Annotated in this window: 21 protein-coding genes; 8 read left to right on the top strand and 13 right to left on the bottom strand. The window is 66.3% G+C overall.

The features are described from left to right. Window positions 1-75: 75 nt before the first annotated feature. The 3 genes from AAC050_RS06580 to AAC050_RS06570 all read left to right on the top strand — a co-directional run bounded on the left by AAC050_RS06580 (window position 76) and on the right by AAC050_RS06570 (window position 1,080). Window positions 76-477 (top strand): hypothetical protein, encoded by a 402-nt coding sequence (locus AAC050_RS06580; RefSeq protein ID WP_339914269.1) that lies wholly within the window; start codon window positions 76-78, stop codon window positions 475-477. An 88-nt stretch (window positions 478-565) separates the two neighbouring features. After that, entirely contained in the window at window positions 566-688 is a 123-nt protein-coding gene (locus tag AAC050_RS06575) for a hypothetical protein (protein WP_339914268.1), read from the top strand. Next, the gene (locus AAC050_RS06570; RefSeq protein WP_339914267.1) at window positions 688-1,080 is read left to right on the top strand and encodes a hypothetical protein; all 393 of its coding nucleotides are present in this window, start codon (window positions 688-690) and stop codon (window positions 1,078-1,080) included. The genes AAC050_RS06575 and AAC050_RS06570 overlap by 1 nt, the downstream gene beginning before the upstream one ends. A 2-nt stretch (window positions 1,081-1,082) precedes the next feature. On the opposite strand, the gene AAC050_RS06565 is transcribed toward AAC050_RS06570, so the two are convergent. The 11 genes from AAC050_RS06565 to AAC050_RS06515 form a co-directional block, all read right to left on the bottom strand. Further along, complete coding sequence (locus AAC050_RS06565) at window positions 1,083-2,153, bottom strand: sensor histidine kinase (protein WP_339914266.1); 1,071 nt, start codon at window positions 2,151-2,153, stop codon at window positions 1,083-1,085. Window positions 2,154-2,516: 363 nt separating this feature from the next. After that, on the bottom strand, window positions 2,517-2,939 hold the full coding sequence (locus tag AAC050_RS06560; protein WP_339914265.1) for a thioesterase family protein: 423 nt from the start codon (window positions 2,937-2,939) through the stop codon (window positions 2,517-2,519). Next, window positions 2,939-3,298 carry a Grx4 family monothiol glutaredoxin gene (gene grxD / locus AAC050_RS06555; protein ID WP_339914264.1) on the bottom strand — a complete coding sequence of 120 codons (360 nt, stop codon included), beginning with the start codon at window positions 3,296-3,298 and terminating at the stop codon, window positions 2,939-2,941. Before grxD ends, AAC050_RS06560 begins: the two co-directional genes overlap by 1 nt. 102 nt (window positions 3,299-3,400) lie before the next feature. Continuing rightward, window positions 3,401-4,333, bottom strand: a complete 933-nt coding sequence (locus AAC050_RS06550) for an aldo/keto reductase (RefSeq protein ID WP_339914263.1) — start codon at window positions 4,331-4,333, stop codon at window positions 3,401-3,403. Beyond that, on the bottom strand, window positions 4,330-4,578 hold the full coding sequence (locus AAC050_RS06545) for a BolA family transcriptional regulator (protein ID WP_339914273.1): 249 nt from the start codon (window positions 4,576-4,578) through the stop codon (window positions 4,330-4,332). Before AAC050_RS06545 ends, AAC050_RS06550 begins: the two co-directional genes overlap by 4 nt. A 71-nt stretch (window positions 4,579-4,649) precedes the next feature. Next, window positions 4,650-5,165, bottom strand: coding sequence for a GNAT family protein (locus tag AAC050_RS06540; protein ID WP_339914262.1), 516 nt, complete (start codon window positions 5,163-5,165; stop codon window positions 4,650-4,652). A gap of 142 nt (window positions 5,166-5,307) precedes the next feature. After that, a complete protein-coding gene (locus AAC050_RS06535; RefSeq protein ID WP_339914261.1) occupies window positions 5,308-5,718 on the bottom strand; it encodes a type II toxin-antitoxin system HicB family antitoxin in 411 nt (136 codons plus the stop codon). 370 nt (window positions 5,719-6,088) lie between these two features. Continuing rightward, on the bottom strand, window positions 6,089-6,862 hold the full coding sequence (gene radC, locus AAC050_RS06530; protein WP_339914260.1) for a DNA repair protein RadC: 774 nt from the start codon (window positions 6,860-6,862) through the stop codon (window positions 6,089-6,091). Between the two features lie 60 nt (window positions 6,863-6,922). Then, a complete protein-coding gene (gene map, locus AAC050_RS06525) occupies window positions 6,923-7,747 on the bottom strand; it encodes a type I methionyl aminopeptidase (protein WP_339914259.1) in 825 nt (274 codons plus the stop codon). 141 nt (window positions 7,748-7,888) lie between these two features. Then, window positions 7,889-9,385: a DEAD/DEAH box helicase gene (locus AAC050_RS06520; protein WP_339914258.1), complete on the bottom strand. Its 1,497-nt coding sequence runs from the start codon at window positions 9,383-9,385 to the stop codon at window positions 7,889-7,891. Window positions 9,386-9,663: 278 nt separating this feature from the next. Then, window positions 9,664-10,332, bottom strand: coding sequence for a DUF1345 domain-containing protein (locus AAC050_RS06515; protein WP_339914257.1), 669 nt, complete (start codon window positions 10,330-10,332; stop codon window positions 9,664-9,666). 113 nt (window positions 10,333-10,445) lie between these two features. On the opposite strand from AAC050_RS06515, the gene AAC050_RS06510 reads away from it, so the two are divergent. Together AAC050_RS06510 and AAC050_RS06505 are read left to right on the top strand one after the other, a co-directional pair. Continuing rightward, window positions 10,446-12,047 carry an alpha-amylase family glycosyl hydrolase gene (locus AAC050_RS06510; protein ID WP_339914256.1) on the top strand — a complete coding sequence of 534 codons (1,602 nt, stop codon included), beginning with the start codon at window positions 10,446-10,448 and terminating at the stop codon, window positions 12,045-12,047. A gap of 61 nt (window positions 12,048-12,108) precedes the next feature. Beyond that, window positions 12,109-14,247 carry a malate synthase G gene (locus AAC050_RS06505; protein ID WP_339914255.1) on the top strand — a complete coding sequence of 713 codons (2,139 nt, stop codon included), beginning with the start codon at window positions 12,109-12,111 and terminating at the stop codon, window positions 14,245-14,247. A gap of 15 nt (window positions 14,248-14,262) precedes the next feature. Here the strand turns inward: AAC050_RS06505 and AAC050_RS06500 are convergent, their stop codons facing one another. Beyond that, entirely contained in the window at window positions 14,263-15,627 is a 1,365-nt protein-coding gene (locus tag AAC050_RS06500) for an HlyD family type I secretion periplasmic adaptor subunit (protein ID WP_339914254.1), read from the bottom strand. Further along, window positions 15,624-17,357 carry a type I secretion system permease/ATPase gene (locus tag AAC050_RS06495; RefSeq protein ID WP_339914253.1) on the bottom strand — a complete coding sequence of 578 codons (1,734 nt, stop codon included), beginning with the start codon at window positions 17,355-17,357 and terminating at the stop codon, window positions 15,624-15,626. The genes AAC050_RS06500 and AAC050_RS06495 overlap by 4 nt, the downstream gene beginning before the upstream one ends. 190 nt (window positions 17,358-17,547) lie before the next feature. Between AAC050_RS06495 and AAC050_RS06490 the strand changes: the two genes are divergently transcribed. The 3 genes from AAC050_RS06490 (at window position 17,548) to AAC050_RS06480 (ending at window position 22,520) form a co-directional block, all read left to right on the top strand. Continuing rightward, window positions 17,548-17,961, top strand: coding sequence for an AprI/Inh family metalloprotease inhibitor (locus AAC050_RS06490; RefSeq protein WP_339914252.1), 414 nt, complete (start codon window positions 17,548-17,550; stop codon window positions 17,959-17,961). 91 nt (window positions 17,962-18,052) lie between these two features. After that, window positions 18,053-18,931: an ABC transporter ATP-binding protein gene (locus AAC050_RS06485; RefSeq protein ID WP_339914251.1), complete on the top strand. Its 879-nt coding sequence runs from the start codon at window positions 18,053-18,055 to the stop codon at window positions 18,929-18,931. A gap of 10 nt (window positions 18,932-18,941) precedes the next feature. After that, on the top strand, window positions 18,942-22,520 hold the full coding sequence (locus tag AAC050_RS06480; protein ID WP_339914250.1) for a M1 family aminopeptidase: 3,579 nt from the start codon (window positions 18,942-18,944) through the stop codon (window positions 22,518-22,520). Window positions 22,521-22,524 lie beyond the last annotated feature (4 nt).

Below are 22,524 nucleotides of genomic sequence, written 5' to 3'. Positions count from 1 at the left end.
AGCGAAATCTGAGCCGAGTTGGACTGCGTCCAACTCAACCGATTTCGCTCCAGGGAAGCTTGGAAGGGGGCGGGCATGAGCTCAACCGGGATCAGGGGGCTGGCGATGCTGGCCGTGGCAGGGGGGCTGCTGTCCGGGTGCGGGACGCTTCAGGACTGGCTGGCGGTCGGGTCGTCCCAGCCGGCCGAGGTCGTGCCGATGCCGGGCATGCTGGAGCCCGTTCATGCCGCCGCCGTGGTTCATGACCAGGTGGTGTTCCGGGTCAGTTCGAACGGCTGTACCGCGCGTGAGGACCTGCTTCCCGTGGTGCGTCAGGGCCGCCGCACCGCGACCATCGTTCTGCGCAGACTCCGTGAGGACACCTGCCTGCAGCCGGTCGCCGGCGGCGTCGAATATCTTTGGTCCTTCGAGGAGATGGGCCTGCGGCCGGGTGCCCGTGTCATGATCGAAAACCCCTACCAGATGCCGCAGACCTGAGCGGCCGCACAGCCTGTCCGATTATTCACGTGTCAAGCTACAGGGGGGCGGGCATCTAGGGTGAAGCTTTTTTCTGAAGGGACTTCCCATGCTTCGCCTCGTGCTCATCCTCGCCGTCACGGCCCCGCTGCTGTCGGGCTGCATCATCATCGCCACTGACAAGCCGGTGACCCGGGTGGTCCAGACGGCCCCGGCGGACACGGATAAATAGTGCGGGCCCTGCTTGTGGCGGCGGCGTGCGCGCCGCTGTTGTCCGGCTGTCTGATCTATGCCGATGACTCGGGCGAGACGGTCATGGTGCGACTGAACGCCGACCATGCCGTAACCACGTCCACGGCCCCGGAAACCCTGCGCGCGGTCCGGTTCGCCGACGGGGCCCTGATCGTTCGGGTCCACTCCAGCGGCTGCACCACGGCGGCGGATTTCGCCGTCTCGGTGGCCGAGGGCACGCCGGCCAATCTCACCCTGACGCGGACCCGGCCGGACCTGTGCAAGGCCATCGTGCCCGAGGGGGTCGAGCTGCGCTGGACGTTTGAGGAACTGGGGCTGGCTCCCGGGTCGCGATTTTCGGTCGAAAACCTCTACCAGGTGCCGCTGACCTGAGATCAGACGGCCTGACCGCTCGTGGCTGCGGTCGCATCGACGGCGTTGATCCGGGTGTGAACGACCGACACGGTGGTGCCGGGGTGGCCGGCGGTGACCTTGACGCGGGCCTTCAGCTGATTGGCCAGGGCCTCGACGATGCTGGTGCCCAGACCCGGGGTGTTGCTGGCGGCGTCCGTCGGCATGCCCACGCCATCGTCGGCGATGGCCAGGGTCCAGTTCGGGCCATGGCTCTGATAGCTGACGGTGATCCGGCCGCGGCGACCGCCGGGATAGGCGTGTTTCAGCGAGTTGATGACCAGTTCGGTGACGATCAGGCCGAGGCTGATCGATATGCTGGCGTCGACCGAGCTATCGTCACAGTCGACGTGCAGAGACAGCTGACTGTGATCGCGGATCATCGAGGCGGCGACGCTGACACACAGCTGGTCGAAATACGGTTTCAGCACGACTTCGCCAAGGCGCGAGGCCGCCAGCTGCTGTTGCAGGGCGGCGACGGACATGACCCGGCTGTGGGCGTCCGTCAGAGAGGTTCGGGTTTCGTCGGAATGGGATTTGCGGGCGCTTTGCAGGATGACGCTGGCGATGATCTGCAGGCTGTTGGCGACGCGGTGCTGGACCTCCTGCAGCAGGATGGCCTTTTCGCGCAGCAGGTCGTCCTTGAGCTTCTCGCTGGCCCTGGCATCGGTGATGTCCGACATGCCCAGCAGCAGACGGACGTCGGCTCCGTCGCCATAGGCGAGCAGATGGGCGTTTAGCATCAGGCAGCGGACACCCTCCAGACGCTCACTCTTCAGGTCCATCTCATAGGCGTTGACGTCGGCCGCGCCGGACAGGGTGGCGGTCAGCAGGGACCGCAGCCGGGGCAGGTTCCACTCGCCGTCGCCGAGGTGAAGGAAGGGCTCCCCTGTGGCACCCGCCGGATCGATCTTGAAGGCGGTGAAGAAGGAGGCGCTGGCGGCGATGACATTCAGCTCGCCGTCCAGCAGGATCAGAGGCGCGGTCGATGAATCGACCACGGCCAGGGCCAGGCTGAGAGGACCGTCGGGGTGTAGTGGTGTGGGGGCGGTCAAAACCAGCCCTCCAAATAGTTACCGGAGACTCGCGAAACGAAAGCCTTCCCCGTCTCAGATTATCGGCAAAGAAACGCAGCCTCGATCCTTGACCGGGCACCATTCAAACGATTCTAGCACTCATTCGTTGCGCCTGCAGCATGTATTCGACCAGAGCCCCCGGCATGTGCCGGGAACCAATCCCATGCATCGCAGTTGGAAGAGCGATGTTCACGGTCGCGCAGTGCCTGGCCAAGGCGGTGGAGCTGGAACAGCGGGCGGACGAAGACCTCCCGCGGGAGGTGCGTGACGACTATCTCATCCTGGCTTTGCAATGGCGGCGTCTTGCATTCCGCGCCCACATTCAGGACCTGCGATCTGCCGTTATCGCTGGAACGCTCCAAGCATAGTCGCCGGAATCCGGGTCGGCCGCAGCGTCGCCGCCTCGACCAGGCACCATTCAGAGATGCCCTGGGCACAGAGGCGGCCCTCGCCGTCCTCGATCCGGACATAACGGTTGAAGCGTGCGCCTTGCGGATCACCGACCCATGTGCGGGCCACGGCGGTGGAGTCCGGCTGCAGGCCGCGCAGATAGTCGACCTCGTGCCTCAGGGCGACCCAGGACCAGCGGGCCCGGTCCGCAGCTGAAAACCGGGCATTCCAGTGGGCCGTGCCGACCTCCTGAAGCCAGCCGACATAGACGACGTTGTTGACGTGGCCGTTCTCGTCGATGTGCCCGGGCAGGATGTCCAGCGGCACCGTGAAGATCTCGCGATCCGTGCGCGGCACGAGCGGGGCGCGCGCCATCAGACTGCGTCCAGAACCACGCCTTTTTCGGTCATCAGGGACTGAAGCTCTCCGGCCTCGAACATTTCCCGAATGATGTCCGAGCCGCCGACGAATTCGCCCTTCACATACAGCTGGGGAATGGTCGGCCAGTCGGTGAAGGCCTTGATGCCGTCGCGCAGCCCGGCGTCCTGCAATACATCGACGCCGACGAACGGGGCCGAGAGATGATCGAGGATCTGTACCGCCAGAGAGGAGAAGCCACAGCGTGGCTCGTCCGGGGTACCCTTCATGAACAGCACTACGGCATTGTCCGCCACGGTCTGGGCGATAAAGGCCTGGACGGGGTCAGTCGGGGTCGCGGTCGTTTGTTCAGTCACGGAATGGCCTTTCACTGAGGCCCGTCAGCTAGGGATGCCAGCCCCGGGGGTCAAGGGCATGCGCCATCATGACCCGGATTGAATGCCAGGGCATGGAACGGATCAGTCGGCCGCCCCGCCCGCACCGGCGACCCGGGCCATCTCGATCTGGGCCGCCAGTCCCGGCGGCATGTCACGATCCGGGATCAGCGCCAGGGTGTTCAGCCGTTCGGCGTCGTTCGCCTCGATCAGGATACTGGAGGTCACCGGATCGGTCAGTCCGGAGGCCAGGCAGATGGCCTCGGCGGTCCAGTTGGGCGTGCGATGCAGGAAGGCGAAGGTGCCGACCCCGGCCAGGGGATCATGCTTGGGCCGGCCCGTTTTTTTGGCGAGACCGAACAGGCCTTTCTTGACCGGCTGTTCGAGCATCGACGCCTTCTTTTCGGTGTCGAGGTTGGACGGAAAATAGCCGTAGGCGAACACGGCCATATCCTGTTCGCGGGCGGCGCGAAGGCGCGAGCGCACCTGCCAGCTGGAATTCAGGTGGAACGGCGTGGCCATGACGTCGAACGCCCCGGTCGAGACATAGGCGTCCATCACCGAGCCTTCGCCGGAAATACCGAGGAATCGCACCCGGCCGGTCGCGCGCAGGGCCTTGAGCGCATTCAGCGAGGCTTGCGGCAATTCATCGTCGGCGGGTTCGTCCAGCAGCACGACGTCGACCCAGCCGAGCCGGGACGCGCCCAGAACCCGGTCGATCGATTCCGTCATGCCGTCGGCGGAGAAGTCGCGACTGGTCCCCTGCCGGCCGTCACCGCGACCCAGGGACAGGCTGACATAGACCAGCTTGCGGTCGATATGCTTCAGGGCATGGCCGATGACTTCTGCCAGCACCGGGTCGGCGGTCTCGAGATGATAGCTGTTGATGCCGGCTTCGAGAGCCGAATAGATCAGTTCGCAGGCGGCCTCGGCCCCCTTGGCGATGCTCTTCGTGCCCAGGCTGAGGGTCACGGCAGAAACAGTGGCTCCGGACGGACCGAACGGGCGGTATCTCATGACGGGGTCCCCGTCGCAGGTGTGGCAGTCTCAAGCGCCAGCGCATGCAGCTCCCCGCCCATCTTGCCCTTGAGGGCGGCATAGACGAGCTGATGCTGGCGGACGCGGCTCATGCCGGCGAAGGCGGCGGACACGATCCGGGCGCGATAGTGGTCACCGTCACCGGCCAGATCCTCGATCGCAATTTCGGCGTCAGGAAAGGCTTCGGCCAGATGGGCTCGCAGGGTGTCGAGAGGCATCGGCATGGACGACAGGAACTCCGGATATTCGGCCGCGATCATCAACTGTAAACCTTAATACCGCGCTACGTTCGGGGTCAGGTCGCGCGTCGTTCCAGCAGTTGCACGGTCGACCCCTTGTAGGCCCCCTCGGCATAGGGACGGTAGCCGACGCGCTCGGCCAGCTTCATTGAGGCGGTGTTGTCCGACGAGATCATGCAGACGGTACGCGACGCGTTCAGCTCGTCGTCGACCCAGGCCAGGGCCGCACCCAGCGCCTCGCCGGCCAGCCCCTGACCCTGGAAGCGCGGAGCCACGCCCCAGCCCAGCTCGGGGGCATCGAACGGCGGCACCAGTTCGCGGCGATAGTCCAGTACGCCGAAGGTCCCGACCAGCTCGCCGCCGGCCTTCAGTCGCGCCGCCCAATTGCCGTGCCCCAAGGCCTGCCAGTGGCCGATATCGCGCAGGGTGCGGAACCAGACCTCCTCCGCATCCAGTCCGCGCCCGAAGATGTGCCGGGTGAAGTCCGGGTCACGGAACAGTCCGCACAGATCGTCGAAATCCGTGACGGCGACCGGGGACAGGGTCATGCGTTCAGTGACGAGCACGGTCATCGGCGGGATTCCGGTCAAGCGGGACGGGGGTATATTAGTCCGGTTGTTTGAAACGGGCCACGTTCCCGCCAGGACAGACCGGACCCGACCGCCTTGAGGGGCGATGCCGGATGCCCGCGGCGGCAGAAGGCGCGCATGCCTGTCAGGTAAATTCAGGAAGTCTTTTCTCAGCCAATCTTTCGACCATGGCGGACCTGGAAATTCCCAATCGGCCCGCCGTCGCGTCGATCTCCGCGAGAATGCCGGAGTCGAGGGACAGATTGGCCTTCACGGTCCTTCCAAGCTTTCGAACAAGAGTCACGCTGCCAAGCGTAGCGCCGGCCGCAAAGTCCTCCGCGAACCGCTCATCGGCCCGGATAGCGTCTGGCGACCGAGGATCTGGCACTGGCTTGCCTTTGGCGCTCACGATTTCGACCCACTGCCGCAGGGACTCGATGGCGTTGTTGAGCGCCTCATCGATCGTTTTGCCCATGGCGGTGCAGCCTGGAAGATCGGGAAAAATGACCCCGTAGGCCCCGGCCTTTCCATCGATCAAAACTGTATAGCGGCTCATGACTGGATCTCTGATGACGGGAAGACCCCGTCTTCCCCTGAGATGACAAATGGCGGCGGGCTACCAGCCAGCTACCCTCGCAATGTCCCTGGCGACGCCCGATGAGAGGTCCTTATGCCTTGGCACGATAGCCGGAAAATAGAAGTCAGGGTGGGTATAGGCATCATGTTTTTTGCCGCCTTCGTTCGTCCATCCCTCCTTCGAGAGACGCCGAACGATCTTGGCGCGATTGACCTCCAGCATCGTGAAGACGGCCTCTTCATACGTACGATTGTGCGCCTATAAGTCTTGAGAGTCTATAATGGCAGGCGCATTTTCATGCGCATGAAATATCCGGGGTCCGGTCACCGCGGACTCCGGGTCGGCCCGCTCACATCAGCCCCAATTGTTTGAAACTGGCTACGCCCTCCCGACCGACCACCAGATGGTCGTGGACCTCCAGTCCAAGCGTCCGTGCGGCGGCGACGACCTGGCGGGTCATCTCGATATCGGCCCGCGACGGGGTCGGGTCGCCCGACGGGTGGTTGTGGACGAGGATCATGGCCTTGGCCGACAGCTCCAGCGCGCGGCGCACCACTTCGCGTGGATAGACCGGCGCATGATCCACCGTGCCCCGGTTCTGGATTTCGTCGAGGATCAGCTGGTTGCGGTTGTCCAGATACAGGGCCCGGAACTGCTCGCGCGGCTCGTGCTGCAGGGCCAGGCGCACATAGGCCAGAAGGGCGGTCCAGGACGAGATCACCGGCCGCTTCGCCGGTTCCTCGCGGGCGATGCGGCGGGCCACTTCGTGCAGGGCGGCCAGATCGAGGGCGGTCTCTCCCCCGATGCCTTTGTGTTGACCGCGGCTGTCTTCGGTCTTGACCGTCAGCAGGTCCTCGACCGGAGCCGCCAGCACCGCCGCCAGTGAGCCGAACCGGGCCAGCAGAGCCTTGGCGACCGGCTTGACGTCGCCGCGCGGCTGGCTGCGAAACAGGAACAGTTCCAGTAACTCATAGTCGGGCAGGTGTTGGAGGCCCGCCCCGCGCGCTCGTTGGCGCAAACGCTCGCGATGGCCGGTATGATGGGGTTTGGGCGTGCCGGGACCCTTGGGTGCCGCGCGCGGGGCCCGAGGGGCGGTAATCGGAAAGGGCAGCACGCTGGACATGGCGGCCTCCGGTTCAAGCGCGGAGACGATGTCAGAACAGAAGGCGAACGTCCAGCGGGCTCAGTCGAATTTCGGCCGGAAGATGCCGGTCGGACTGGCGCTGAAGATCTCCAGCCCGGTCTCGGTGACGCCGATGCTGTGCTCGCACTGGGCCGACAGCGACTTGTCGCGGGTCACGGCGGTCCAGCCGTCGGACAGCACCTTCACCGCCGGCTTGCCCAGGTTCACCATCGGCTCGATGGTGAAGAACATGCCCGGCTTCAGCGTCGCGCCCTCGCCGCGGCGGCCGTAGTGCAGGACGTTGGGATTGTCGTGGAACAGCCGGCCGATGCCGTGGCCGCAGAAGTCGCGCACCACGCTCATCCGCGCGGCCTCGACGTGGCGCTGGATGGCATAGCCGATGTCGCCGAAGGTATTGCCCGGCTTGACCTGGGCCAGACCCAGTTCGATGCCCTCATAGGTGACGTCGATCAGCTTGCGGGCGCGGGCGTTGATCTCGCCGACCGGATACATGCGGCTGGAATCGCCGTGCCAGCCGTCGATGATGACGGTGTGGTCGATGTTGACGATGTCGCCGGCCTTCAGAACCTTGTCACCGGGAATGCCGTGGCAGACGACGTGGTTGATCGAGGTGCAGACGGTGCGGGTATAGCCCTTGTAGCCGAGGCAGGCGGGCAGGGCCCCGTGGTCGAGGGTGAACTCACGCATCCGGTCGTCGAGCTCGCCGGTGGTGACACCGGGCTGGACGAAGGGGGTGATCATGTCGAGCGCCTCGGCCACCAGACGCCCGGCCTTGCGCATGCCCTCGAACCCTTCCGCATCATGAAGTCGGATGATGCCGGAGCGTAAATGGGTGTCGGAATCGAGTTCGGGTGTTTCGTACATCGGCGGGTCTCAAGACAGGCGGGTAGCGCGGGGGAGGTGTTCCGGATGGAACGACGCTAACACCGATTATAGCACAGAACCTTGACGCTGCTCGTGGCGATCTGACGGCGGCGGGTATCCCCGCCGCCGTCCTGATCTGTTCTAGCCGCGGGCGACGTAGCCCTTGCCGCCGTTGGACGGACGGCGGCTGCGCGGACGGCGCTTGATTTCACCGGCGGGCTTGGTCTCGGCCGCGCGCGGGTCGTTGTTGCCGGTCGAGCGCGGACGCTCGCGCGCCATCGGATCGAAGGCCGGACGCTCGGGGGCCGGACGGGCGTCGCGGCCCGGGGCCGGCTTGCGCTGGCGATGCGGCTGACCGCCACCTTCCGGCCGGACGCCGTCGCGGTGCGGATTGCGGCCGCGGCCACGGCCTTCGCCACGCGGACGATCCTCGCGGTCAGGCATGGTCGCCTTGGTGCCGACGCCAGCCGCCATGATCGACTGGTCCAGCAGGCCCAGAGACTTGTCGTTGCGACGGTCGGTGGCCGGGATCTTCTGGCGGGTGAGCCTCTCGATGTCGCGCAGCAGCTTCATCTCGTCACCGGCGACAAAGCTGATGGCCGAGCCGTCGGCTCCGGCGCGGGCCGTCCGGCCGATGCGGTGCACATAGGCTTCCGGCACGAAGGGCAGTTCGAAGTTGACGACATGCGAGACGCCGTCGACGTCGATGCCGCGGGCGGCGATGTCGGTGGCGACCAGAACGCGCAGCTTGCCGGCCTTGAAGGCGGCCAGGGTGCGTTCGCGCTGGGGCTGGCTCTTGTTGCCGTGGATGGCCCCGGCCTGGACGCCACCGGCTTCCAGATAGGCGGCGACCTTGTCGGCCCCGTGCTTGGTCTTGGTGAACACCAGGCAGCGGGTGAAATTGTCATCGGCGAACATCTCGGTCAGCAGGGCGCGCTTGCGGCCCTGTTCGACGTGGATGATCGACTGGTTGATGCGCTGCACCGTGGTGGCCTGGGGCGTCACCGACACCTTGACCGGATCCTTGAGCAGCTCACCGGCCAGCTTGCCGATTTCGTTCGGCATCGTGGCCGAGAAGAACAGGTTCTGGCGTTTGGTCGGGATGCGGCTGACGATCTGGCGGATCGGCTTGACGAAGCCGAGGTCCAGCATCTGGTCGGCCTCGTCGAGCACGAAGATCTCGGTCGAGGACAGGTCCAGGGTCTTCTGTTGCATATGGTCCAGCAGACGGCCGGGGGTGGCGACCAGAACGTCGAGACCGGCCTGGATGGCGCGTTCCTGCGGGCCGTATTTCACGCCACCGAAGACGACGGCGACCTTGAAGCCCAGATGCTTGCCATAGGTCTTGAAGCTCTCGGCGATCTGGCTGGCCAGTTCACGCGTCGGCGACAGGATCAGGCAGCGCGTGGTGCGCGGCAGGGGGGCGACGCGGTTCTCCGCCAACCGATGCAGGATCGGCAGGGCGAAGGCGGCGGTCTTGCCGGTACCGGTCTGGGCGATGCCCAGCAGGTCCTTGCCCAGCATCACGTCGGGAATGGCCTGGGCCTGAATCGGGGTCGGGGTGGTGTAGCCCTCGGTCGCCAGCGCCTGAAGCAGCGCCTTGTTGAGGCCGAAGGAGTCAAAATTAGGGGTGGTCAAAACGGTTTCTTTCGCGTGCGGCGACGCGCAACAGCCATGGCTCAACGCCGAAAAGGCCGCGCACCGCCAGTCCCGAACGAGCCTCTGGATGAGGCCGGCGGGGTGGATCGGGCGCCGCCCCGCGTGTCCGGGCAGCGAATGAATCTTGAGGGCCGGCCGCTGCTACAGTCAGGTCTTCGTAAGGGAGGAAGACCCACACGCGCTGGAGCGCACCGGTAATCGCAATTGTGCGACGCAGCGCAAATGGGCGACAACTGCGGCGAAGTCAAGGCGCAGGCTCAGCCGCCACTCATCAGGCTGATGGCGAAATTGACGCCGAGGGCCAGGATCACCGTGTTGAAAACGAAGGCCACGGCGCTGTGCACGGTCGAGATACGGCGCAGGCGGCGGCTGGTGATCTTGATGTCAGCGGTCTGGCAGGCCACGCCGATGATCAGGGCGAAATGGATGAAGTCCCAGTAGTCCGGCTCGGTCTCGCCGGGGAAGTCCAGCCCGCCTGCGTCCCCCTTGCCGGTCTCTGCCGGGCCGTAGAAGCCGTGGGCATAGTGCTGGGCAAAGATCAGATGGACGAAGGTCCACGACAGTCCCACCGTAGCCAGGGACAGGATCGCCGTGCCCACTGCCGCTGCATGCGGAGCCCTGGCGGCCTCGCCGATGACGATGGCCACACTTGCGGTGGCCGCCAGCAGGCTCAGGGGCAGTACGGCATGACCGGCGTCGTCCAGCGCGGCGGCGCGGCGGCGGATCTGGTCCGTCGACCGGGTCTGTATCAACCGCAGGGCATTGATTGTCAGATAGACGATCACCGCCGCATCCCAGCCAAAAGCTATTCGCAACGGCCAGCGCAGCGATTGCGGGCTCAGGACGGTAACCAGGACCACAACGACCAGACCGGTCAGCAGGGCCGTATGCAGCCGGGCAATGCGGACTGGTGAGGGAAGTTTCATGTGCCGATCATGGCCGCTGTCGGCGCGCTTGTCTTCATCGTCCGACATCGCCCCGGGACAAGCCGGACGGACCCGGTCTAGAACAAGGGGACACGGGATCACGGAGCGCGGACATGAGCCTGAGCGACGACTGGCGTGGCTGGGTCATCTACCAGATCTATCCGCGCAGTTTCGCCGACAGCAACGGTGACGGCGTCGGCGACCTGCCGGGCGTGATGGCTCATCTGGATCATGTCGCTTCGCTCGGCGTCGATGCGGTCTGGCTGTCGCCCTTCTTCCCGTCGCCGATGAAGGATTTCGGCTATGACGTCGCCGACTATTGCGGCGTCGATCCGCTGTTCGGCACGCTCGCGGATTTCGATGCCCTGATCGCCCGGGCCCACGGTCTGGGGCTGAAGGTCATCATCGACCAGGTCTATTGCCACACCTCGGACCAGCATGCCTGGTTCGCCGAGAGCCGCGCTGACCGCACCAATGCCCGGGCCGACTGGTATGTATGGGCCGATGCCAAACCGGACGGCACCCCGCCCTCGAACTGGCAGTCGGTGTTCGGTGGCCCGGCCTGGACCTGGGACGCGCGGCGCGGCCAGTACTATCTGCACAATTTCCTGGCCGAACAGCCGCAGCTGAACCTCGATCTGCCGGTGGTGCAGGACGCCCTGCTGGCGGTGGCGCGCTTCTGGCTGGACCGGGGCGTCGACGGCTTCCGCCTCGATGCGCTGACGTTTGCCCCGCACGACCCGGCCCTGACCGACAATCCGCCCGCGCCGCCAGGACCGCGGTCCCGGCCGTTCGACTTTCAACTCAAGCTGCACAACCAGTCCCAGCCGGGGATCGTGCCGTTCGTGGAGCGGATTCGGGCGGTGACGGACCGCTATGGTGGACGCTTCACTGTGGCGGAGGTGGCCGGCGACAATGCGGTTGAAGAGCAGCGCACCCTGACCCGCGGGTCAGGCCGGCTGGATACGGCCTACGGCTTTGACTTTCTCTATGCGCCGCATCTGACTCCCAAGCTGGTCGCGGCCGCTCTGGGCCAGTGGCCCGGCGCGCCGGGGGAGGGTTGGCCAGCCTGGGCCTTCTCCAACCATGACGCGCCACGAGCGGTATCCCGCTGGGCCCCGGAGTCAGATCGCGCGGCCATGGCGGCCCTGAATCTGCTGCTGCTGGTCAGCCTGCGCGGTACCGTCTTCCTGTATCAGGGCGAGGAGCTGGGCCTGCCCCAGGCCGAGGTCCCGTTCGACCGGCTGGTCGATCCCGAAGCCATCGCCAACTGGCCGAAGACCCTGGGTCGCGACGGGGCCCGCACGCCGATGCCGTGGCGCGATGCGGCTCCCTGGGGCGGGTTCTCGACCGTCGAGCCCTGGCTGCCGGTCGATGCGCGACATCTGCCGCTGGCGGTCGCGGTGCAGGAGACTGATCCGCAGTCGACCCTGGCCCTGACCCGGCGGCTGGTGGCCCTGCGCCGGAGTCGGCCGGCCCTGCAGACCGGGGCCCTGCGGATGATCACCGACGCCCCCGACGTCCTGGTCGCCTTCGAACGCGGGACAGGCGAGGACCGGCTGCTGTGCGTCTTCAATCCCACCGGCATGGCTGTCGACTGGGTTCCGGGCCCGGGTTGGACGACGATCGAGTCCGTCAATGATGACAGCGGTCCGGTCCTGGGCCCCTATGCCGCACGAATTCTGTCGCGTGAGGGGTCGACTTCCCCTGCGTGATCACAGGATGTTACGGCCGAGCCCCTGATGTGTCGCCGCATCGCCGTCGGAGACGCTGCTGATGACCGCTTTTGAAACCCGTGCCGACCTGGAAGTCGCGCCTGAATTGATCGCCCTGATCGAGGACGAGGTCCTCCCCGGGCTGGATCTGCCCGCCGATGCCTTCTGGACCGGGGTCGCCGCGATCTTCGCCCGTTTCGTCCCCGAGAACCGCCGGCTGCTGACGGCGCGTCAGGACCTTCAGGCCCGGATCGACGACTGGCACCGGGCGCGCGCCAGCCAGCCCCATGAGGCCGCTGCTACCGAGACCTTCCTGCGCGAGATCGGCTATCTGGTGGCGGAACCCGCGCCCTTCACCATCGCCACCGCCCGGGTCGATGACGAGATTGCCCGCATGGCCGGACCGCAGCTGGTGGTGCCGGTGCTGAACGCCCGCTTCCTGCTGAACGCCGCCAATGCCCGCTGGGGCAGCCTGTATGACGCCCTGTACGGCACCGATGCCCTGGGCGACCGACCACAGCCGGGTCCCTATGACCCGGCGCGTGGCGCGCGGGTGGTGGCCCGGGCCCGGACCTTCCTCGACGAGGTCGTGCCGCTGGCGGTCGGGTCGCATGCGGACGTCGCCGGCTGGCGCGTGATTGAAGGTGTCCTGTCCCCGGCCCTGGCCCGGGCCGAACAGTTCGTCGGCTATGCCGGCGCGGCCGATGCCCCGACCGCCGTCCTGCTGCGCCACAACGGCCTGCATATCGAACTGATCATCGACCGGGGCCATGCGATCGGCGCGACCGATTCGGCCGGAATGGCCGATGTGGTGCTGGAATCGGCCTTGTCGACCATCGTCGATCTGGAGGACTCGATCGCGGCGGTGGATGCAGCAGACAAGGTCGCCGCCTATCGCAACTGGCTGGGCCTGATGACCGGCGAGCTGTCGGCCCGGTTCGACAAGGGCGGCTCCAGCCTGACCCGGACGCTTGAGCCCGATCGGGAGTTCACCGCGCCGGACGGGTCGTCCCTGACCCTGCCGGGGCGTGCCCTGCTGTTCGTGCGCAACGTCGGTCATCTGATGACCACCCCGGCCGTGCGGCTGGCGGACGGGACAGACGCTCCCGAGGGCATCCTCGACGCCATCATGACCAGCCTGATCGCCCTGTACGACATCCGGGGTCTGGGCCGGTTCCGCAACAGCCGCGCCGGTTCGGTCTATATCGTCAAACCCAAGATGCACGGGCCGGAGGAATGCGCCTTCACCGACCGGCTGTTCGACGCGGTCGAGGACCTGCTGGGTCTGACGCGGCACACGATCAAGGTCGGGGTCATGGACGAGGAACGCCGCACCTCGGCCAATCTGGCCGCCTGTATCCATGCGGTGAAGGGCCGGATCGCCTTCATCAACACCGGCTTCCTCGACCGCACCGGCGACGAGATCCACACGGCCATGCAGGCCGGTCCGGTGGTGCGCAAGGCGGCGATGAAGACCAGCGCCTGGATCACGGCCTATGAGGCGCGCAACGTCGCCATCGGCCTGGCCTGCGGCCTGTCCGGCCGGGCCCAGATCGGCAAGGGCATGTGGGCCGCGCCCGACCGTATGGCCGAGATGCTGGACCAGAAGATCGGTCATCCGATGACCGGGGCCAACACCGCCTGGACCCCGTCACCGACGGCGGCGACCCTGCATGCGCTGCATTATCATGCGGTCGACGTCTTCGCCCGTCAGGCCGAGGTGGCGCGAGGTCCCGTGCCCGGCCTTGCCGACCTGTTGACCCCGCCCCTGGCCGCCGGTGCCAACTGGTCGGACCAGGACATCACCGACGAGCTGGACAACAACGCCCAGGGCATCCTCGGCTATGTGGTGCGCTGGATCGATCAGGGCGTCGGCTGTTCCAAGGTGCCCGACATCCACGACGTGGGTCTGATGGAGGATCGCGCCACCCTGCGCATCTCGTCCCAGCACATGACCAACTGGCTGCTGCACGGGGTCTGCACCGCCGAACAGGTCGAGGCGGCGCTGCGGCGGATGGCGGCCCGGGTCGATGCCCAGAACGCCGGCGATCCGCTGTACCGGCCGATGGCGCCGGATCCGGACAACAGTCTCGCCTTTCAGGCTGCCCGCGCCCTGGTGTTCGAGGGGGTCAGCCAGCCCAGCGGCTATACCGAACCGCTGCTGCACGGCTTCCGCACCCGGGCCAAGATGCAGAGCTGAGGCCTCGACCGCCGCCTACTGTTCGCTGCCCGAGCGCCACAGGTTGTTGATCAGCGGCTCGACCAGATAGCCCAGGGCCGTACGCTTGCGCAGCAGCACCACGACCTCGACCGGGCTGCCGGGGCGGATGGTGCGGCCCAGTCGACCCAGCCGGTCCAGTTCGGCGGGGGGGACCACGATCTCGGCCCGGAAATAGCGGTTGCCACTGGTATCATCGGTGAAGCTGTCGCCCGAGATGCGCGTCACCCGTCCATGCACGATCGGTGGATTGCCCTCGCGCAGGCCGGGGAATTTGACCTCGGTCTCCTGGCCGATCTTCAGATTGTCGACGTCGGTCGGGCTGACCCGGGCGACGATGATCTGCGAGGCGTCGGCGGGGACGATATCCATAAGGGTCTGGCCCGGCTGGATCACACCGCCCGGCGTGAAGATGGTCAAACCCATGACCTGGCCCGAGACCGGGGCGCGGATCTGGTTGCGAGCGATCTGGGCGCGGAATTCGGCCAGCCGCGGCCGCAGGTCATTCAGCTGCACCTCGATGGTGCGCAGTTGTTCGGCCACATCCTCATTCAGGCCAGTCGAGACTGACAGCATCTGCAGCCGGGTCTCTCCGATCTGCTCGCGGGCCCGCGCCACCTGGGCCCGCAGCGAGCCCAGATCCCCGTCCAGCGCCGCTTCGGTGCGTTCCAGCGCCCGCACCCGGGTCATGGGTGCATAACCCTGTGCCGCCAAGGCACGGATGCCCTCCAGCTCTTCTTCGATCAATCGCCGTTGCTCGATGTTGGATTCGATCTGGCGCTGCAGGCCCGCCATCTGCTGATTGAGCTGCTCGATCCGCTGCTGCAGTACGCCGCTCTCGGTCGAGCGGCCGCTGCGGCGGGCCCCGAACTGCAGCCGTTGCAATCGCAGGGCCTCTCCGGCCAGGGCCTGGTCGGCCGGCGGCAGGTCGGCGAATTCGGACGGTGTGGCAATCGACCGCGACCGGTCGCGCTCGGCGATCAGACGGGCCCGCTGGGCCAGCAGGGCCAGGACCTGACCGGTCAGGCCGCGCTCATTGGCGACCAGCTCGCCGCTCGAGACCTCGACCAGCACCTGACCCTGACGCACGGTGTCGCCTTCGGCCACATGCAGGGCACTGACCACCCCGCCTTCGCGATGCTGGACGGCCTGGCGGTTGCCCGAGACGGCGACCTGACCCTGGGCATAGGCCCCGGCGTCCAGCGGTGCGAACGCCGCCCAGCCCAGGAAGAGCACGAAGAAGGCGGCGATGATGACGCCACCGATCATCAGTTCGAGACGCGGCGTATCGGGAACCGGCGTGGGGGTTACGGGCGGCGGCGCGGCGACGATCTCCAGCGGCGGGACGGCGGGTTCGGTCATCGTCCGGCCTCCGCAGGCGTGCGGGTTCCACGCATGGTCTCCAGCACCTCCTCGCGCGGTCCTTCCAGCTGCACCGCGCCGTCACGCAGCATCAGCAACCGGTCGACCCGGGCCAGCACCCCGGCACGATGGGCGATGATGACCACGGCGGCACCGCGCGCGGCGGCGGCGAGAACGGCGGCCATCAGGGCTGACTCCCCTTCCTGGTCGAGGTTGGAATTGGGCTCGTCCAGCACCAGCAGTACCGGGTCGCCATACAGGGCGCGCGCCAGGGCCACGCGCTGGGCCTGACCGGCCGACAGGCCATGGCCGAAGGGGCCCAGCACCGTGTCGTAGCCGTGCGGCAACCGCAGGATCATCTCATGTGCCCCGGCGGCGACGGCGGCGGCGACGGCTCCGGCATCGATCGCTTCGGTCCTGGTTCCGGATGCGGCGGCGAAGCGCGAGATATTGTCCTTGATGGTCCCGGCGAACAGGCTGGGCACCTGTGGCAGGTAGCCGATGTGACGCGCCAGCTCGTCGCCATCGCGAGCGTCGTATTCGGCCCCGTCCAGACGCACCGTCCCCGCCGTCGGGGTCAGGGCACCGGCGATGACCCGCGCCAGGGTGGTCTTGCCCGAGCCACTGGCTCCGACCACGCCCAGGGTCTGGCCGGGAGCCAGTTTGAACGAGGCCGCGCGCAGCTGCGGGGCCTCGGTATCGGGAAAGCGCACGGTGATGCCCTCGACCGACAGGGCCCCGGCCGGCGCGGGCAGGGCCGTGCGGGGCTGATCCCGCGCGGCGGTGCCGACGAACAGGTCATTGAGGTTCTTCCAGCTGGCGCGGGCCTGGATCAGACCGGGCCAGGCCCCGACCATCAGCTCGACCGGGGCCACCGCGCGGCTCAACAGCACCGAGGCGGCGATGATCGACCCGGTGGAGATCTGCCCCCGGACGGCCAGGAAGGCGGCCAGGCCCAGCGCCAGGGACTGCAGGGTCAGACGCAGGAATTTGATCAGGCCGGAATACCGCCCGCCCGAGAACTGGGCGTCGGCATGCTGGCCCGTGGCCTCACGGCGCTGTTCGATCTGACGGTTGATGCTGGCCTGGCGCATGCCGAGGGCGCGCACTACCTCGGTCTGGCCGGCGATGTTCTCCTGGGCGGCATAGGCGGCGTTGGTCGACTGGATCGCCCGGTTCAGACGCGGGCGGCTGTCGCGCTCGTTAAGCCAGGCCAGACCGAACAGCAGGATGCCGCCGACCAGGGTCAGGGCCCCCAACGCCGGGTGCAGCAGGAAACAGGCTCCCAGATAGATCGGCGTCCACGGCGCATCCAGCACGGCCAGCATGCCCGGCCCGCCCAGCACACCGCGGACATTGTCGAATTCGCGCAGGGCCTGGGTGTTGGGGGCCTTGGTCTGCAGGTCGACCACCCGGGCCAGCACCCGACCCGCCAGCAGTCGGTCGAGCCGCAGGCCGGCCCGCAACAACAGTCGCGTCCGCAGCCAGTCCAGCCCCGCCAGAGTGGCCAGGGCGAACACGGCGGCCACCGTGACCAGCACCAGGGTCGTCAGGCCACCGGTCGGGACCACCCGGTCATAGATCTGCAGCATGTACAGGGTCGGGGTCAGGTAGAGCAGATTGACCAGGGCGCTGAAGATCGCCGCCCAGACGAAATGGGTGCGGCAGGCGACAAGCGCCTCGGCGAGAGGTTCGGTACCCGGGCGGCTGGGAAGCAGGTTCTTGAACACGCGGCGTTTCTGGCGACTTCTGCACGGCGGACAGGGGGCTACTGTATCGTCATGATGCGCCGCGAGATAGGCGATTCTGGGGAGGTCCGGTGTCCGGAACCGTGCCGGCTGTTGTGCAGACCGTGTCCGGCGACGCTTGAGATTCCGGCTGCGACGGCGTCGTATGGCGCGGGGCGAAGCGGAGAGATCGATGATCAGCCTTCCGATGCCGGTTGCGGCCGCGCTCCTGTCGCTTGCCATCGCGGTGCCCGCCGGGGCCTGTCAGTCCAGAGAGGCGGCCATGCCGAAGTCCAGCCAGGTCGTCGGGGTCGAGGACGTGATCGGATACTGGCGCATCCAGCCCGTCGACGGCGACGCGACCGGGGACTGTCTGATCGCCCTGCAGCGTCGCCCCCTCGGCGACGGTCACGGAATTCATCTGGAACGCTGCGACCTCAAGGCCACCGCGGGCGCGGTGCGGTGGCGTGAAGTGACCGGTGGATTCGCGCTCGTCGATGCAGCGGGCGCGGTGCTGATGCGCTTCTCGCAGGACACCGTGGACCAGTGGACGGGCACTGATCCGTCGGGACATCGATACCGGCTGTCGCGGGCTGCCGAGAACTGAATTTCAGCCCTCAGGTTGAACCTTTCCCAGCTGTAACTTGCCCCTGCGGTTCTTACGCGGGAGGGTGCCGCTCGATTTTCGGGGGGACGACATGCTGACCATCAAGAACCTGACGCACGTTTACGGCAACGGAACGCGCGCCCTGGATGATGTCAGCCTGACTGTACCCAAGGGCATGTTCGGCCTGCTGGGTCCGAACGGAGCCGGCAAATCGACCCTGATGCGGTCGATCGCCACCCTGCAGACCCCGACCTCGGGCACCATCCAGTTCGGCGACATCGATGTGATCAGCGCGCCGGACAAGTTGCGGCGGGTGCTGGGCTATCTTCCCCAGGATTTCGGCGTCTATCCGCGGGTGTCGTGCTACGACATGCTGAACCATATGGCGGTGCTGAAGGGCATCGCCGACGGCCACGAGCGCAAGGCGACCATCGAGTCCCTGCTGAACCAGACCAATCTGTGGTCGGTGCGCAAGAAGGCCCTGGCCGGATTCTCGGGCGGCATGCGGCAGCGCTTCGGTATCGCCCAGGCCCTGATCGGCAATCCTGAATTGATCATCGTCGACGAGCCGACCGCCGGTCTGGATCCGGAAGAGCGCAACCGTTTCCTCAACCTGCTGGCCGAGATCGGCGAGAATGTCGTCATCATCCTGTCGACCCATATCGTCGAGGACGTTTCAGACCTGTGCCCGCGCATGGCTGTGCTGGCCGGCGGCAAAATCCAGCTGCAGGGGGCTCCGGTCGAGTTGATGCAGAGTCTCGACGGCCGGGTCTGGCGCAAGCTGATCGCCAGGGATGCGCTGGAGGATCACAAGGCCCGCTACAACGTCATCGCGACCCGGTTGTTCACCGGCAAGACCGTGATTCACGTGCTGTCCGATACAGCGCCCGGCGACGGGTTCGAGCCGGTCCCGGGCGGGCTGGAAGACGTCTATATGGCGTCGGTCAACACCGCGCGTCTCGCAGCCTGAGGCCCGGCGCATGTTTGCAAAGATCGCCGCCTTCGAATTCCGCTACCAGCTGCGTCAGCCCGCCTTCTGGGTCATCGCCATTGTCTTCGGCCTGCTGGCCTTCGGCGCAGTGGCCAGCGAAAACATCAGTCTCGGCGGCGGGGGCAATATTCACAAGAACGCGCCCTATGCCCTGGCCCAGGCCCATCTGATCTTCACCATTTTCTTCATGCTGGCCGCGACGGCGATCGTGGCCAATGTGGTGGCGCGCGACACCTCGACCGGCTTTGGGCCCCTGATCCAGGCCACCCGTGTGTCCAAATTCGACTATCTCTACGGGCGGTTCCTGGGGGCATTCGCCGCCGTGGCCCTGTGTTTCACCAGCGTCGGACTGGGCAATCTGCTCGGTACCCTGATGCCGTGGGTGGATCCGGAAACCCTCGGGGCCTTCCGACCGGGCGATTACGTCTATGCCTATGTGGTGCTGGCCCTGCCGGGGCTGCTGCTGACCTCGGCCCTGTTCTTCGCCCTGGCGACGGTGACCCGGTCAATGATGGCCACCTATGTCGGGGTCGTCGCTGTCTTCATCCTGTATCTGGCCTCCGACGCGGTCTCCAGTGTGAAGCCGGAACTGCGCGACGTCATGGCCTGGGCCGAACCGTTCGGCGCTCAGGCTTACGGGCTGGTGACCCAGTACTGGACCGCCGCCGAGAAGAACGCGTTGAACGCCCCGCTGGAGGGGGTGCTTCTGTACAGCCGGCTGATATGGTCCGGTGTCGCGCTCCTGGTCCTGGCGGCCGCCTATTGGCTGTACCGGCCGTCGATTCGCGGGGCCAAGGCCGGCAAGGCCGACAAACTGCGGGCCCTCGTCGAGACGGAAAGCCTGGCCGACCATCCGACCGGCCGGTTGCCGACCCCAACCTATGGTTTCCGCAGCGGGCTGACCCAGTTACTGTCGCGGACCGCGTTTGAAATGGCGCTGATCTTCCGCAGCCCTGCCTATCTGGTGCTGGTTGTGCTGGCCCTGGCCCTGGGGGTGATCACCCTGCTGTTCACGGGCGAGATGTTCGGCACGCCGGTCCTGCTGGTGACGCGGGTGGTGATCACGGCCCTGACCGGGGCCTTTGGCCTGATCTCGGTCATCGTCGCCATCTACTACTCCGGTGAACTGGTCTGGCGTGATCGCGACCGCAAGGTTCATGAGATCATCGACGCGACCTCGACGCCGGACTGGACCTTTTTGATCCCCAAGGCCCTGGCCCTGACCCTGGTCCTGATCTCGACCCTTCTGATCGGCGTGCTCGCCGGTATCGTGGTCCAGACCCTCAAGGGCTACACCGACTATGAGTTCGGCAAATACCTGTTCTGGTACGTCTGGCCGGGGACCGTCGGCTTTACGCTGCTGGCCGTTCTGGCCATCTTCGTTCAGGCTCTTTCGCCCAACAAATTCGTCGGTTGGGCCATCATGGTGGTCTATCTGATTTCGACCATGGTGCTGGGTAATCTCGGCTTCGACCACATGCTGTATCGTTATGGCGACGGGGTGACCGTGCTCCTGTCGGACATGAACGGCACCGGAGATTTCGCCGGCTTCGCCGCCTGGGGCAATGCCTACTGGTCCGCCTTCGCCGTGGTGCTGATGGTCATCACCTACGGCCTGTGGCGGCGGGGAACCGAGACTCGGTTGTGGCCGCGCCTGCGGCGGTTGCCGCGACGACTGGCCGGGCCTGCGGGTCTGATCGGCGGCGGGGCCCTGGCGGCGTTCGCCGGCCTCGGGGCCTTCATCTTCATCAACACCAATGTCTGGAACGACTACAAGTCGCAGGACGCGCAAGAGCTCGAACTGGTCAATTACGAAAAGACCCTGCTCGGGTTCGAGGACACGCCGCAGCCGGCGGTGACCGACGTCAAGCTGGTGTTGGACCTTCACCCGCATACCCCGCGGCTGGTCACGCACGGCACCTATGTGATCGAGAACCAGACCGACGCGCCGCTGAGCGAAATTCATCTACGCTGGACCGAGGAACTCGAGATGGTCCGGCTGGACGTCCAGGGCGCGACGCCCAACCGGGACTGGCCGGAATTCGAGTACCGCATCTATCGCTTCGCCATCCCGATGCAGCCGGGCGAGAAACGCACCGTCACCTTCGAGACCGTGATGGAACAGAAGGGCTTCCTCAACAGCGGCAACACCACCCGGCTGGTCGACAACGGCACCTTCGCCGTCAATCGCCAGTTCGCGCCGTCCATCGGCATGGATCGTGGCAGCCTGCTGCAGGACCGGGCCAAGCGACGCAAACACGGTCTGCCGGCCGAGCTGCGTATGCCGAAGCTGGAAGACACTTCGGCCCAGGCGAAGAACTATATCGGGGCGGACTGGGTCAATGCCGACATCACGGTGACGACCGACGCCGACCAGACGCCCGTGGCCCCGGGTTATCGGGTGTCAGACGTGACCAACGGCGACCGCCGCACGGCGCGCTTCGTCACCGAGTCTCCGATCCTGATGTTCTTCTCGGTGCAATCGGCCCGCTACGAGGTCACCCGCAAGGTGCACAACGGGGTGAATTTCGAAATCTATCATGACCCGCAACATGACCGGAACGTCCCGAGAATGCTGACGGCGCTGGAGAATTCGCTCGACTATTTCCAGGCCAATTTCAGTCCCTATCAGTTCCGTCAGGCCCGGATCGTGGAGTTCCCGGACTACGCTGGCTTCGCCCAGTCCTTTCCGAACACCTTTGCCTGGAGCGAAGGTCTCGGCTTCATCGCCGACCTCTCGGACCCGACCAAGGTCGACTACGTGACCTATGTCGGGGCCCACGAATTCGCGCACCAATGGTGGGCGCATCAGGTGATCGGATCAGCCCAGCAGGGCTCGACCCTCCTGTCTGAAACCCTGGCCCAGTATTCGGCCCTGATGGTGATGGAGAAGATGTACGGCCCGGATCAGATCCGGAAATTCCTCAAGTTCGAACTGGATCGCTATCTGCGCTCGCGCGGCACCGAGCGGCTGGAGGAGCTGCCGCTGATGCGGGTCGAGAACCAGCAGTACATTCACTACCGGAAGGGCGGAATGGTCATGTATCTGCTGCGCGACCAGATCGGCGAGGCGGCCGTGAACCGGGCTCTGCGCAGATTGATCGACCAGTACGCCTTCAAGTCGGCCCCCTACCCGCGGTCGCTGGATCTGGTGGCGGCACTGCGCGCCGAGGCCCCCGCTGACAAACAGGACCTGATCACCGACCTGTTCGAGAAGATCACCCTCTATGACCTCAAGACCACGGCCTTCACGGCAACGGAACGGCCCGACGGTCGCTGGGACGTGACCCTGACGGTGGAGGCGCGCAAGCTCTACGCAGACGGTCAGGGCGAGGAGACCGCCGCCCCGCTCAACGAAAGCATCGACATCGGGATGTTTTCGGCCGAGCCGGGCAAGGCCGGCTTTGACAGCAGCAAGGTGGTGCTGATGCAGCGCCGCTTCGTGCGCAGCGGCGTCCAGACCTTCCGGTTCGTAACGGCGACCAGGCCGACCTTCGGCGGGGTGGATCCTTACAATCGCTGGATCGACCGCGACTCCGGGGACAACGTGCGGCCGGTCGACAGCTAGGATC

It is taken from the genome of uncultured Brevundimonas sp., from assembly GCF_963974615.1.
Classification (GTDB): domain Bacteria; phylum Pseudomonadota; class Alphaproteobacteria; order Caulobacterales; family Caulobacteraceae; genus Brevundimonas.
The sequence above is the reverse complement of the archived record's forward strand: the minus strand, read 5'-3'. Positions and strand labels throughout refer to the sequence as shown.